This window comes from Pseudomonas sp. P4_D7 (assembly GCF_056401755.1).
The window spans coordinates 1-13996 of record NZ_JBFUIR010000015.1 but is presented as its reverse complement, the minus strand read 5'-3'; the positions used below and the strand labels follow the sequence as shown (position 1 = coordinate 13996).

Annotated in this window: 14 protein-coding genes; all 14 read left to right on the top strand. The window is 59.5% G+C overall.

Annotation, left to right across the window (positions count from 1 at the left end; translation table 11 throughout):
- Window positions 1–26: 26 nt before the first annotated feature.
- Window positions 27–1892, top strand: a complete 1866-nt coding sequence (gene hscA, locus AC1DVF_RS12210; protein WP_093430652.1) for a Fe-S protein assembly chaperone HscA — start codon at window positions 27–29, stop codon at window positions 1890–1892.
- Window positions 1892–2233 carry an ISC system 2Fe-2S type ferredoxin gene (fdx, locus tag AC1DVF_RS12205; RefSeq protein WP_007916885.1) on the top strand — a complete coding sequence of 114 codons (342 nt, stop codon included), beginning with the start codon at window positions 1892–1894 and terminating at the stop codon, window positions 2231–2233. Before hscA ends, fdx begins: the two co-directional genes overlap by 1 nt.
- A gap of 14 nt (window positions 2234–2247) precedes the next feature.
- On the top strand, window positions 2248–2448 hold the full coding sequence (gene iscX, locus AC1DVF_RS12200) for a Fe-S cluster assembly protein IscX (protein WP_008084655.1): 201 nt from the start codon (window positions 2248–2250) through the stop codon (window positions 2446–2448).
- An 88-nt stretch (window positions 2449–2536) separates the two neighbouring features.
- Window positions 2537–2962: a nucleoside-diphosphate kinase gene (ndk, locus tag AC1DVF_RS12195; protein WP_007916882.1), complete on the top strand. Its 426-nt coding sequence runs from the start codon at window positions 2537–2539 to the stop codon at window positions 2960–2962.
- Between the two features lie 28 nt (window positions 2963–2990).
- Entirely contained in the window at window positions 2991–4139 is a 1149-nt protein-coding gene (rlmN, locus tag AC1DVF_RS12190) for a dual-specificity RNA methyltransferase RlmN (protein ID WP_016984373.1), read from the top strand.
- A 12-nt stretch (window positions 4140–4151) separates the two neighbouring features.
- Entirely contained in the window at window positions 4152–4910 is a 759-nt protein-coding gene (gene pilW / locus AC1DVF_RS12185) for a type IV pilus biogenesis/stability protein PilW (protein WP_116255149.1), read from the top strand.
- Window positions 4910–5935: a RodZ domain-containing protein gene (locus tag AC1DVF_RS12180; RefSeq protein ID WP_093430649.1), complete on the top strand. Its 1026-nt coding sequence runs from the start codon at window positions 4910–4912 to the stop codon at window positions 5933–5935. Before pilW ends, AC1DVF_RS12180 begins: the two co-directional genes overlap by 1 nt.
- A gap of 3 nt (window positions 5936–5938) precedes the next feature.
- The gene (gene ispG, locus AC1DVF_RS12175; RefSeq protein WP_003227888.1) at window positions 5939–7048 is read left to right on the top strand and encodes a flavodoxin-dependent (E)-4-hydroxy-3-methylbut-2-enyl-diphosphate synthase; all 1110 of its coding nucleotides are present in this window, start codon (window positions 5939–5941) and stop codon (window positions 7046–7048) included.
- 37 nt (window positions 7049–7085) lie between these two features.
- The gene (gene hisS / locus AC1DVF_RS12170; RefSeq protein ID WP_016984369.1) at window positions 7086–8375 is read left to right on the top strand and encodes a histidine--tRNA ligase; all 1290 of its coding nucleotides are present in this window, start codon (window positions 7086–7088) and stop codon (window positions 8373–8375) included.
- Between the two features lie 41 nt (window positions 8376–8416).
- On the top strand, window positions 8417–9058 hold the full coding sequence (locus tag AC1DVF_RS12165; protein ID WP_093430648.1) for a YfgM family protein: 642 nt from the start codon (window positions 8417–8419) through the stop codon (window positions 9056–9058).
- A complete protein-coding gene (gene bamB / locus AC1DVF_RS12160) occupies window positions 9051–10202 on the top strand; it encodes an outer membrane protein assembly factor BamB (protein WP_034156262.1) in 1152 nt (383 codons plus the stop codon). Before AC1DVF_RS12165 ends, bamB begins: the two co-directional genes overlap by 8 nt.
- A gap of 136 nt (window positions 10203–10338) precedes the next feature.
- Window positions 10339–11808: a ribosome biogenesis GTPase Der gene (der, locus tag AC1DVF_RS12155; RefSeq protein ID WP_093430647.1), complete on the top strand. Its 1470-nt coding sequence runs from the start codon at window positions 10339–10341 to the stop codon at window positions 11806–11808.
- A 156-nt stretch (window positions 11809–11964) separates the two neighbouring features.
- Complete coding sequence (locus AC1DVF_RS12150) at window positions 11965–13113, top strand: pyridoxal phosphate-dependent aminotransferase (RefSeq protein WP_460092191.1); 1149 nt, start codon at window positions 11965–11967, stop codon at window positions 13111–13113.
- Complete coding sequence (locus AC1DVF_RS12145) at window positions 13101–13892, top strand: amidohydrolase (RefSeq protein WP_099757099.1); 792 nt, start codon at window positions 13101–13103, stop codon at window positions 13890–13892. The genes AC1DVF_RS12150 and AC1DVF_RS12145 overlap by 13 nt, the downstream gene beginning before the upstream one ends.
- Window positions 13893–13996 lie beyond the last annotated feature (104 nt).

The following is a 13996-nucleotide window of genomic DNA, read 5'->3' as shown; positions in this document are numbered from 1 at the left end:
TGATATACAGATAAGTCCTGATCACGATGGCCCTACTGCAGATCGCCGAACCCGGCCAAAGTCCTCAACCGCACCAGCGTCGTCTGGCTGTGGGGATCGACTTGGGCACTACCAATTCGCTGGTCGCTGCGTTGCGCAGTGGTCTTTCCGAGCCGTTGGCCGACGCAAACGGGCAGGTCATCCTGCCGTCCGCTGTGCGTTACCACGCCGATCACGTCGAAGTCGGCGAGTCGGCCAAACTGGCCGCTGCGTCCGATCCTTTGAACACCGTGCTGTCGGTCAAGCGCTTGATGGGTCGTGGTCTGTCCGACGTCAAGCAATTGGGCGAGCAACTGCCATACCGCTTTGTCGGTGGCGAATCGCACATGCCGTTCATCGATACCGTGCAAGGCCCGAAAAGCCCGGTCGAAGTCTCCGCCGATATCCTCAAGGTGCTGCGTCAGCGTGCTGAAGCGACGTTGGGTGGCGAACTGGTTGGCGCGGTGATCACCGTTCCTGCTTACTTCGATGATGCTCAGCGCCAAGCCACCAAGGATGCGGCGAAACTTGCCGGTCTGAACGTGTTGCGCCTGCTCAATGAGCCGACCGCTGCCGCTGTGGCGTACGGTCTGGATCAACACGCTGAAGGCCTGGTCGCGATTTATGACCTGGGCGGCGGTACTTTCGATATTTCGATTCTGCGTCTGACAGGCGGTGTTTTTGAAGTTCTGGCCACTGGCGGCGACAGCGCGCTGGGTGGCGATGACTTCGATCACGCGATTGCCGGCTGGATCATCGAGAGCGCGGGCCTGTCTGCCGATCTCGATCCGGGCGCACAACGCAATCTGCTGCAAACCGCTTGCGCGGCCAAAGAAGCCCTGACCGATGCGGCCAGCGTTGAAGTGGCCTATGGCGACTGGAAAGCACAGCTGACCCGTGAAGCCTTCGATGCGCTGATCGAGCCGATGGTCGCTCGCAGCCTGAAAGCCTGCCGTCGCGCCGTTCGCGATTCCGGTATCGAGCTGGAAGACGTGCACGCTGTGGTCATGGTCGGCGGTTCGACTCGCGTGCCGCGCGTTCGCGAAGCCGTTGCCGAAGCCTTCGGTCGTCAGCCTCTGACTGAAATTGACCCGGATCAAGTGGTGGCCATCGGTGCCGCGATCCAGGCCGATACATTGGCAGGCAACAAGCGCGATGGTGGCGAACTGCTGCTGCTCGACGTGATTCCGCTGTCCCTGGGTCTGGAAACCATGGGCGGTCTGATGGAGAAGGTGATTCCGCGCAACACCACCATCCCCGTCGCTCGCGCACAAGATTTCACTACTTATAAAGATGGCCAGTCGGCCATGGCGATCCACGTATTGCAGGGCGAGCGCGAGCTGATCAGCGACTGCCGCTCGCTGGCGCGCTTCGAATTGCGCGGCATTCCAGCGATGGTCGCCGGCGCTGCGAAGATTCGCGTGACCTTCCAGGTCGATGCCGACGGTCTGCTCAGCGTTTCCGCCCGTGAGTTGGGTTCAGGCGTTGAGGCAAGCATTCAGGTCAAACCGTCCTACGGTCTGACCGACGGCGAAATCGCCAAAATGCTCAAGGATTCGTTCCAGCATGCCAATGACGACAAAGTCGCCCGCGTTCTGCGTGAGCAGCAAGTCGATGCCCAGCGCCTGATCGAAGCGGTGCAGGGCGCTCTGGAGGCGGATGGCGAGCGTTTGCTCGACGCTGAAGAGCGCATGGTCATCGATCTGCAGTTGCAGGAACTGGCCGAACTGATGAAAGGTACGGATGGTTACGCCATCGAGCAGCAGACCAAGCGTCTGTCGCAAGTGACCGATGCTTTTGCTGCCCGCCGCATGGATCTGACGGTGAAAGCCGCTCTGTCGGGGCGCAATCTGAATGAAATCGAGGATATCTGATGCCGCAGGTCATTTTTCTGCCACACGAGAAGTTCTGCCCTGAAGGCATGGTGGTCGAGGCTGCGCCCGGCACATCGATTCTCGAACTGGCCCACGAACACCACATCGAGATGGAAAGCGCCTGCGGCGGCGTCTGTGCTTGCACCACCTGCCACTGCATCATCCGCGAGGGTTTCGACTCGATGGAAGAGGCCGACGAGCTGGAAGAAGACTTCCTCGATCGCGCCTGGGGCCTGGAAGCGCAATCGCGTCTGGCTTGCCAGGCGATCGTCGGTGAAGAAGACATCACCGTCGAAATTCCGAAATATTCGCTTAACCATGCGGCTGAAGCGCCGCACTGACTGGTAAGACTGTCATGAGCTACGGTTGGAATGATGTTCAACGTATTGCAGAAGAATTGGCCGAGGCCAAGCCGGGTGTAGATCCGTTTTCTGTCAACTTCGTCGACTTGCAGCAATGGATCAAAGAACTGCCGGATTTTGACAATACCTCTGGTCGCGTAGGCGAGAAGGTGTTGGAAGCGGTTCAGACGCTCTGGGCTGAAGAATTGGACTGATCGTCCTCGCAGGTTAGGCAATACCCAAGAACCCGCGTATAATTCGCGGGTTTAATTTTTCGCAAATTACCGTTTCTGGAGTTACACCATGGCTGTTCAACGCACTTTCTCCATCATCAAGCCTGACGCTGTTGCAAAAAACGTCATCGGCGAAATCACCACTCGTTTCGAAAAAGCCGGCCTGCGCGTTGTAGCTTCGAAACTGAAGCAACTGTCCAAAGCTGAAGCTGAAGGCTTCTACGCTGAGCACAGCGCTCGTGGTTTCTTCGGCGACCTGGTTGCTTTCATGATCTCCGGTCCTGTTGTTGTTCAGGTTCTGGAAGGCGAAAACGCTATCGCTCTGAACCGTGAGCTGATGGGCGCTACCAACCCTAAAGAAGCTGCTGCCGGCACCATCCGCGCTGACTTCGCTGATTCCATCGACGCCAACGCTGTTCACGGTTCGGACTCCGAAGCCGCAGCTGCTCGTGAAATCTCGTACTTCTTCGCAGCTACTGAAGTAACCACTCGCTAAGCATTGGCTTAAGAGTGAAGGTGAATCCATGACTACATCGACTGTAAAAACCAACCTGCTGGGTCTGACTCAACAGGAAATGGAAAAATTCTTCGACTCAATCGGGGAGAAGCGTTTCCGTGCCGGTCAGGTAATGAAATGGATTCACCACTTTGGCGTCGATGATTTCGACGCCATGACGAACGTCAGCAAGGCCTTGCGCGACAAGCTCAAGGCCATTGCTGAGGTCCGTGGTCCGGAAGTGGTCAGCGAGGACATCTCCAGCGACGGCACCCGTAAGTGGGTGGTGCGCGTGGCGTCCGGCAGCTGCGTCGAGACCGTGTACATTCCCCAGGGCAAACGCGGCACTCTGTGCGTTTCGTCCCAGGCGGGCTGTGCCCTGGATTGCAGTTTCTGCTCCACCGGCAAGCAAGGCTTCAATAGCAACCTCACCGCCGCCGAAGTCATCGGTCAGGTGTGGATTGCCAACAAATCTTTCGGCAGTGTCCCGGCAACCGTCGACCGTGCCATCACCAACGTGGTGATGATGGGCATGGGTGAGCCGCTGCTGAACTTCGACAACGTCGTTGCCGCCATGCATCTGATGATGGATGACCTCGGCTACGGGATCTCCAAGCGCCGCGTGACCCTGTCCACCTCGGGTGTGGTGCCGATGATCGATGAGCTGGCCAAGCACATCGACGTTTCCCTGGCGTTGTCCCTGCACGCACCGAATGACGCATTGCGTAACCAATTGGTGCCGATCAACAAGAAATATCCGCTTAAGATGCTGCTCGAGTCGTGCCAGCGCTACATGTCCGCCCTTGGCGAGAAGCGTGTGCTGACCATCGAGTACACCTTGCTCAAGGACATCAACGACAAGGTTGAACACGCCGTCGAGATGATCGAGCTGCTGAAGAACATTCCGTGCAAGATCAACCTGATTCCGTTCAACCCGTTCCCGCACTCCGGGTACGAGCGGCCAAGCAACAACGCGATCCGTCGTTTCCAGGATCAGTTGCATCAGGCCGGTTTCAACGTCACTGTCCGCACCACTCGTGGTGAAGACATCGACGCTGCATGTGGTCAATTGGTAGGGCAGGTGCTGGATCGCACCCGTCGCAGCGAACGTTACATCGCAGTGCGCGAGTTGAGCGCCGACAGCGATCTGGCACAGAACGCCGCGAACACAAATTAAGAGAGGATCTCTATGTCCCTGCGCTTTGCGCTGCTGTTGCTGTTGGCCAGCCTGTGTGCTGGTTGTGTCCTGTCGGGTGACTACAACCCGATGAAGACCAGCAAGGGCCGCGATGAAGCGCGGGCTGCCTACGTGCAGTTGGGGCTGGGATACTTGCAGCAAGGCATGACCGAGCGGGCCAAGGTGCCGCTGAAGAAGGCGCTGGAAATCAACGGTTCCGATCCTGACGCCAACGCTGCCCTCGGGTTGGTGTTTCAGTCCGAAATGGAGCCTGAGCTGGCCGACGAACACTTCCGCAAGGCTTTGTCCTCCCGTCCCGCCGATGCGCGCATCCTCAACAATTACGGCAGTTTTCTCTACGAACAACAGCGTTATAAAGAAGCCTACGAGCGTTTTGAACAGGCGGCCGCCGATACCCTGTATCCTGAGCGTTCGCGTGTGTTCGAGAACCTCGGCATGACGGCGGCGAAGCTCGGTCAGCGTGATCTGGCGCAGCAACAGCTGGAGAAAGCACTGCGTTTGAACCGTCAACAACCACGCGCGTTGCTGGAAATGGCTGAGTTGTCCTTCGAAGACAGGCATTATGTGCCCGCGCGAGACTATTACGACCGTTTCAGCCAGTTGACCGAACAAAATGCACGTAGTCTATTGCTCGGCGTTCGGCTGGCAAAAGTGTTTGAAGATCGCGACAAGGCCGCCAGTTATGGCCTGCAATTAAAACGACTCTATCCCGGTACGCCGGAATATCAGCAATACCTGTCGGAGCAATGATGAAAGCGGCGCATCCCGAAGTTGTAGCAGCGAATCGCGTTAACCCCGGTGAGACCCTGCGCCAGGCCCGCGAAAGCAATGGCTGGTCGCTGGCCGAAGTGGCCCTCAAGCTCAACCTCACCGTGACTTCCCTGAGCAATCTTGAAGCCGGCGCTTTCGACAAGCTGCCGGGGCATACCTTCGCTCGCGGTTACATTCGCGCTTATGCCAAATTGCTCGGCATGGACCAGACCGTTCTGGTTCAGCAGTTCGACCAGTCCACCGGTACCGATTCCCAGGGCAGCAATGTTCACGCCCTCGGCCGTATCGAAGAGCCGGTGCGGGTTTCCCACACCATTTTGCGTATTGTCAGCCTGCTGTTGCTGATCGCGGTCATCGGCGGCGGTTTCGTCTGGTGGCAGGATCAGACATCCCAGCGCACCAAGGACCTGACGTCCCTGGCCCCTGAGCACGTTGAAGTCGAAGGTGCTGACGGCACGACTCAGATTCACCCGATCGACGAGCCGGAGGACCAGGCTGTCGAGGAAAACCAGGCCGATACTTCAACGGCGTTGGCGCTGCCTCAGTCGGAAACCACGGCTGAATCGACTGGTGCAGAAGGCGCTGCTCCGGCAACTGCTCCAGCAGCACCGGCTGCAACGCCGACCGCCCCGGTTCATACACCGGCGCCGGTTGTCGCTACCCCGGCTAGCCCCGCGCCAACCACTCCAGCGCCGACCGTCACCGCTCCGGTCGTTCCTGCTACACCGGCAGCGACCGCAGAAGCAACCGCTCCGGTGGCTGGCGATGGTCAGGTACAACTGCAGTTCAGTGCCGATTGCTGGGCACAAGTGACCGATGGCCGTGGCAAAGTGATTTTCAGTGGTCTGAAGCATAAAGGCGATAGCGTCACCGTTTCCGGCAAGCCGCCGCTTAACGTACGTCTGGGCGTTGCCCGCGCCGCGCAGGTCAGCTACAACGGCCAGCCGGTCGATATCGCTCCGTTCACCAGTGGCGAGACTGCTCGCCTGAAGTTGGGTCAATAAGTCATGCACGGCGAATCTCCAATCAAACGTCGCGTTTCGCGCAAGATCTGGGTCGGCAACGTACCGGTGGGCGGCGACGCGCCGATCGCGGTGCAGAGCATGACCAACAGCGACACCAATGACGTTGCCGCCACCGTTGCACAGATCAATCGTCTGGAAGCCGCCGGCGTCGACATCGTCCGCGTCTCGGTGCCGGACATGGACGCCGCCGAGGCGTTCGGCAAGATCAAACAACTGGTCAAGGTGCCGCTGGTTGCCGACATCCACTTCGACTATAAGATCGCTCTGCGCGTGGCCGAACTGGGCGTGGACTGCCTGCGTATCAACCCGGGCAACATCGGTCGTGAAGACCGTGTTCGGGCGGTGGTCGATGCAGCGCGTGATCGCGGCATTCCGATCCGCATCGGCGTCAACGCCGGATCACTGGAAAAAGACCTGCAAAAGAAATACGGCGAGCCGACCCCTGCTGCGCTGGTCGAATCTGCTTTGCGTCACGTTGAGCATCTCGAACGCCTGAATTTTCAGGACTTCAAAGTCAGCGTTAAGGCCTCTGACGTGTTCATGGCCGTCGAAGCCTACCGCTTGCTGGCGAAAGAAATCGTTCAGCCGCTGCACCTGGGCATCACCGAAGCCGGTGGATTGCGTTCGGGCACAGTGAAATCCGCCGTGGGCCTAGGTATGCTGCTCGCCGAGGGGATTGGCGATACTATCCGCATCTCGCTGGCGGCCGACCCGGTCGAGGAAGTGAAGGTCGGTTACGACATTCTCAAGTCTTTGCATCTGCGTTCCCGTGGCATCAACTTCATCGCCTGCCCGAGCTGCTCGCGGCAGAACTTCGATGTGGTGAAAACCATGAACGAGCTGGAAGGGCGCCTTGAAGACCTGCTGGTGCCGCTGGATGTCGCGGTGATCGGTTGTGTGGTCAACGGCCCCGGCGAAGCCAAGGAAGCCCATATCGGCTTGACCGGCGGCACGCCAAACCTGATTTACATCGACGGCAAGCCGTCGCAGAAACTGACGAATGACAATCTGGTGGACGAGCTGGAAAAGCTGATCCGCCAGAAAGCGGCCGAAAAGGTCGAAGCTGACGCTGCGGTTATTGCGCGCGGCTGAGCCTGATTGAAGCGCCGAACGAATTTAAGGATTTAAAGTGAGCAAGTCTCTGCAAGCCATTCGTGGCATGAATGACATCCTGCCCGAGCAGACCCCGTTGTGGCGTTATTTCGAGGGCACCGTTGCGCGTCTGCTGGATAACTACGGTTACAAGCAGATCCGCATGCCGATCGTTGAATTCACCGAGCTGTTCAAACGCTCGATTGGTGAAGTCACTGACATCGTCGAAAAAGAGATGTACACCTTCGAAGACCGCAACGGCGACTCCCTGACCTTGCGTCCGGAAGGTACCGCGGCGTGCGTGCGTGCCGTACTCGAGCACGGCATTACCGGCGGTGGCCAGGTGCAGAAACTCTGGTACATCGGCCCGATGTTCCGCCACGAGCGTCCGCAGAAAGGCCGTTATCGCCAGTTCCACCAGATCGGTCTGGAAGTGTTCAACCTCGACGGCCCGGACATCGACGCCGAGCTGATCACCATGACCTGGCGCCTGTGGGGCGAGCTGGGCATTCGTGATGCGGTCAAGCTTGAACTCAACAGCCTCGGCACCAGCGAGTCCCGTGGGCGTTATCGTGAAGCGCTGGTCGAGTACCTCTCGGCGCACCACGACAAACTCGACGAAGACAGCCAGCGTCGCCTGAAAACCAACCCGCTGCGCGTGCTCGACACGAAAAATGCCGACACTCAAGCGGTGCTGGTCGATGCGCCGAAAATGGCCGACTACCTCGACGACGAATCCCGTGCGCACTTTGAAGGTTTGAAAGCGCGTCTGGATGCCGTCGGCATTCCTTACGTGCTCAACCCGAAACTGGTGCGCGGCCTCGATTACTACAGCAAAACCGTATTCGAATGGGTCACCGACAAACTCGGCGCCCAGGGCACTGTTTGCGCGGGCGGTCGTTACGACGGTCTGGTCGAGCAAATGGGTGGCAAGCCGACCACCGGCGTCGGTTTCGCCATGGGCATCGAACGTCTGGTGCTGATGCTGGAAACCCTGGAGCAGATCCCGGAAGAAATCTCCCGTCAGGTCGATGTCTATCTGTGCGCCTTCGGTGAAGAAGCCGAGCTGGCCGGTCTGGCTCTGGCTGAACGTGTTCGTGATCAACTTCCAAACCTGCGTCTGCAAGTCAATGCCGGCGCCGGCAGCTTCAAAAGCCAGTTCAAGAAGGCCGACAAGAGCGGTGCGCTGTACGCACTGATCCTCGGTGACGACGAAATGGCCCAGCAAGTGGTAGGTTTCAAACCCCTGCGTGGCCAGGGCGAACAACAAAGCATTGCCTGGGATGCGCTCGCCGCTCACCTGGCCACCTGCGTCGTGCAGGGTTGAAGCTGTCCAAACAGCCGATTTAGCGATTAAGGAGTATTGGGGTGTCGAGTACCGAAGACGAACAGTTGGCGGATTTGAAGGACTGGTGGACACGCAACGGCAAACCTCTGGTCACTGGCGGCCTGTTGGCGCTGGTCATCGTGTTCGGCTGGCAGGCATATCACAAATACCAGAGCAACCAGTCGCAAGGCGCCTCGGTGCTCTATCAGCAACTGCTGGAAACCACGCTGACGCCTGACGGCAAGCCTGATGCGGCCCGCGTTGCGGATCTGGCCGGCAAGCTCAACAGCGAATTCAGCGGTTCCGCCTACGCGCAGTACGGCAGCCTGTTCGTGGCCAAAGTGGCGGTCGACAGCGGCAAGCTGGATGACGCTGCGGCCGAACTGAAAGCCATTGTCGACAAACCGGCCAACCCGGCGCTGGGCGAAATCGCCCGTCAGCGTCTGGCGCAGGTACTCGGCGCGCAGAACAAGGCTGAAGATGCCCTGAAACTGCTCGACGGCGATGCCGACAAAGCGTTCCTGGCCACTCGCGAAGAACTCAAGGGCGACCTGCTGGTACAGCTGGGCCGTACCGATGACGCGAACAAGGCGTATCAAAAAGCCAAGGCGGCACTGTCGGATGAAGCGGCGGTCGGTGGCCTTCAAATCAAGCTCGACGACCTGGCCAAAGGGGATGCGTGACGTGATCCGTTGGAAGCATGCAGCATTGCTGGCTCTGGCCCTTCTGGCCGCGGGTTGCAGCAGCAACAGCAAAAAAGAATTGCCACCGGCTGAACTGACCGACTTCAAAGAAGAAGTGGTTCTGCACAAGCAGTGGAGTCGTTCGATCGGTGACGGTCAGGGCGAAACCTACAACATGCTGGTGCCGGCGATCGACGGTGACACCATCTACGCCGCCGATGTAACCGGCGTGGTGATGGCCATGGATCGCGGCAATGGCGACGTGAAATGGAAGCAGGATCTTGACCTGCCTGTCTCCGGCGCCGTTGGCGTGGGTTACGGTCTGGTTCTGATCGGTACGCTGCGCGGCGAAGTCGTTGCTCTGGACACCAGCAACGGTGAAGAGAAGTGGCGCGCTCGTGTGAACAGCGAAGTCCTCGCGCCGCCGGCCAACAACGGCGACGTGGTGGTGGTACAGACCCAGGACGATCGTCTGATCGGTCTGGATGCTTCCACCGGTACTCAGCGCTGGGTGTATGACAGCACCCCGGCCGTGTTGACCCTGCGTGGCACCAGCGCACCGCTGGTCACCAACCGTCTCGCGGTGGCTGGCCTGTCGACCGGTAAAGTGGTCGCTCTGGATATTTCCAACGGCGTGCCGGTGTGGGAACAACGGATCGCGATTCCACAAGGTCGTTCGGAACTGGAGCGCGTGGTCGACATCGACGGCGGTCTGCTGTTGTCCGGCGGTACGCTGTACGTTGCCAGCTATCAGGGTCGCGTGGCGGCACTGGACCTGGAAAGCGGTCGTCAACTCTGGCAGCGCGATGCGTCGAGCTACGCCGGTATCGCTCAGGGTTTCGGCAGCGTTTACGTGAGCCTGTCCTCGGGCACCGTTGAAGGCGTCGACGAACGTTCCACCACAGCATTGTGGAGCAACGATTCGCTGGCTCGTCGTCAACTGTCGGCTCCGGAAGTGTTCTCCAGCTATGTTGCAGTCGGTGACCTGGAAGGTTATCTGCACCTGCTGAGCCAGGTTGACGGTCGTTTCGTCGGCCGTGAGCGCATCGACAGCGACGGCCTGCGTGCCCGTCCGCTGGTGGTGGGTGACACGATTTATGTCTATGGCAACAGCGGCAAACTGGAAGCCCTGACCATCAAGTAACAACTATGCTTGGGGTTAAACCCCCAGGCGGCCCCGGATTCATGGGGCTTGCAGCGCTAACAGGCGTTGCCCCGAGCACCAGCCGCTGCCTCGCAGCGGCTTTTGTATTTTCTGAAATAACGAAGTGGAGAGCCGCATGGTTCCCGTAATCGCCCTGGTGGGCCGACCGAACGTCGGCAAGTCCACCTTGTTCAACCGCCTGACCAGGACTCGCGACGCCATCGTCGGCGACTTGTCCGGTCTGACCCGTGATCGCCAGTACGGTGAGGCCAAGTGGCAAGGGCGTTCCTACATTCTGGTCGACACCGGTGGTATCTCCGGTGACGAGCACGGTATGGACGAAAAAATGGCCGAGCAGTCGCTGCTGGCCATTGAAGAAGCGGATGTTGTGCTGTTCCTGGTAGATGCCAAGGCCGGTTTTACCGCCGCCGACCAGATGATCGCCGAACACCTGCGCAAACGTAACAAGCGTTCCTACGTGGTCGCCAACAAGGTCGACAACATCGACCCGGAAATGGCCCGCGCTGAATTCGCCCCTCTGGGCATGGGCCACGCGATCCCGATCGCCGGTGCTCACGGCCGTGGCATCACGCAGATGCTGGAAATCGCCTTGGGTGATTTCCCCAAAGACGAAGAAGAGCCGGAAGACGGCGAAGAAGAGATCGTTGCCGAAGGCGAGGAAGCCAAGCGCATTCCTGGCCCGAGCGAAAAAGACGGGATCAAGATCGCCATCATCGGTCGTCCGAACGTCGGCAAGTCGACCCTGGTCAACCGCATGCTCGGTGAAGACCGGGTTATCGTCTATGACCAGCCGGGCACCACCCGCGACAGTATCTACATCCCGTTCGAACGGAATGAAGAGAAGTACACGCTGATCGACACCGCCGGCGTGCGCAAGCGCGGCAAGATCCACGAAGAAGTCGAAAAATTCTCTGTGGTGAAAACCCTGCAGGCGATCAAAGACGCCAACGTGGTGATCTTCGTGATGGACGCCCGCGAAGGCGTGGTCGATCACGACCTCAACCTGCTGGGCTTCGCCATCGAATCCGGTCGTGCACTGGTGATCGCGATCAACAAGTGGGACGGCATGACGCCGAGCGAGCGCGACTTCGTCAAGGTCGAGCTGCAACGTCGCCTGTTCTTCGTTGACTACGCCGACATCCACTTCATCTCGGCCCTGCACGGCACTGGCGTGGGTAACCTCTACGCGTCGGTACAGAACTCGTTCAAGTCGGCGGTCACCCGCTGGCCGACCAACCGTCTGACCCAGATTCTGGAAGACGCGGTGGGCGAGCACGCGCCACCGATGGTCAACAACCGCCGGATCAAGCTGCGCTACGCCCACTTGGGTGGTGCGAACCCGCCGATCATCGTGATCCACGGTAACCAGATCGAGAAAGTGCCGAAGTCGTACGTGCGCTATCTGGAGAACACTTACCGCCGTGTGCTGAAGCTGGTCGGTACGCCGATCCGCATCGAGTTCAAGGGCGGCGAGAACCCGTACGAAGGCAACAAGAACACGCTGACCGACCGCCAGGTCAACAAGAAGCGTCGCTTGATGTCGCACAACAAGAAAGCCAGCAAGAAGCGCCGCGACAAGAAATAAGGTCGCGGCTCGTTGATCGTTCCCACGCAGAGCGCGGGAACGATCAACATGAGAGAAGGGTGCCATCCGGCGCCCTTTTTTTATGGGCGCCGGATGGGCTATCCTCGGGCTCTCCCGCGCCGTCGTCAGAGCCGGGTGTTGAGCAGGGAACCCCCGATGATCACGAGTAAGCTGCCGAATGTCGGCATCACTATTTTCACGCAGATGTCTCAGCTCGCGGCCCAGACCGGAGCGATCAATCTGTCCCAGGGTTTTCCTGACTTCGACGGCCCGCAGTCCCTGCGTGACGCGGTCGGTCGGCACATCGCCAGTGGCCACAACCAGTATTCACCGATGACTGGCCTGCTGGCGCTGCGCGAGCAGATTGCGGCGAAAATCGCTCGCAGCTATGGCGTGCAAGTCAATGCCGACAGTGAAGTGACGGTCACGCCGGGCGCGACCCAGGCGATCTTCTGTGCGATTCAGGCGGTTATCCACAGCGGCGACGAAGTTATCGTGTTCGATCCGTGCTACGACAGCTACGAACCGGCGACGGAGTTGGCGGGCGGTCGTTGCGTACATGTACAACTGAATCCGAACGACTTCTCCATCGATTTCGATCAACTCGCTGCTGCCCTGAGTCCGCGCACGAAAATGATCGTCATCAACACCCCGCACAACCCGAGCGGCGCACTGATCAGTCGTGCCGAACTCGATCAACTGGCAGAGTTGATCCGTGGTCGCGACATCTACCTGATCAGCGATGAAGTCTACGAACACTTGGTGTTCGACGGCGTGCCGCACGTCAGCGTGCTGGCCCATGAAGAGCTGTATCAGCGCGCATTCGTGGTCAGCTCGTTCGGCAAGACCTATCACGTCACTGGCTGGAAAACCGGTTACGTCGTCGCGCCGCCAGCGCTGACCACCGAACTGCGCAAGGTCCACCAGTACGTCAGTTTCTGCGGCGTCACGCCGTTGCAATATGCGCTGGCCGATTACATGGCCGAGCACCCGGAACACGTCGAAGAGTTGCCGGGCTTCTACCAAGCCAAGCGCGATCTGTTCTGCGATCTGCTGGCGCCGTCGCGTTTCACCTTCACCCGAGTCACCGGCACCTATTTCCAACTGGTCGATTACTCGCAGATCCGTCCCGACCTCAACGACGTCGAGATGGCCATATGGATGACCCGCGAACACGGCGTGGCGAGTATCCCGGTGTCGGTGTTCTACCAGAACCCACCGCAAGGCCAGCGCCTGGTGCGTCTGTGTTTTGCCAAACGCGAGGAGACGCTGCGTGAAGCGGCGGCAAAACTATGCGTGATCTGAGTGCGTTACCTGATCTGAACCTGGCGCTGATCCAGACCAGCCTGGCCTGGCATGACCGCCAGGCCAACCTTGAACATTTCGCGGTGTTGCTGGAGCAGGCGCGGGGGGCGGATCTGATCGTTCTGCCGGAGATGTTCACTACCGGATTCTCCATGGAATCCGAAACCCTTGCCGAAGCCGAGAATGGCCCGACCAGCAAATGGCTGCGGGTTCAGGCGGCGAAGCTCAATGCGGTCATTACCGGCAGTGTGATTATCCAGGCCGCCGACGGCAGCCATCGCAATCGCCTGCTGTGGGCGCGGCCGGACGGCGAAGTGCTGCATTACGACAAGCGTCACCTGTTCCGTATGGCCGGTGAGCACAATCACTACACCCCCGGCGAACGTCAGGTGCAGTTCGAACTCAAGGGCTGGCGCATCCGTCCGCTGATTTGTTACGACCTGCGCTTCCCGGTGTGGAGCCGCGATGCGCAGGACACTGATCTGTTGCTGTACACCGCCAACTGGCCGGGCGCGCGGCGTCTGCACTGGAATCGCCTGTTGCCGGCGCGAGCCATCGAAAACCTTTGCTATGTGGCGGCGGTGAATCGCGTCGGCACGGACGGCAAGGGCTTCGCCTACACCGGTGACAGTCAGGTGCTGGATTTCCAGGGGGAAACCTTGCTGGCGGCGGGGGAGGCGGACGGGGTGTTCAAGGTGGTTTTGGAGGCGGCGTCACTGGCGGCGTATCGCGAGCGCTTTCCGGCGAATCTGGATGCCGACACCTTCGAGTTCACCTGAGGTAACTGATCGTTCCCACGCTCTGCGTGGGAACGATCGCAAAACCTGTAGGCAAAAAAAGGCCCCGGAGTTCAAACGCCGGGGCCTTTTGCATTTCAGTTCAG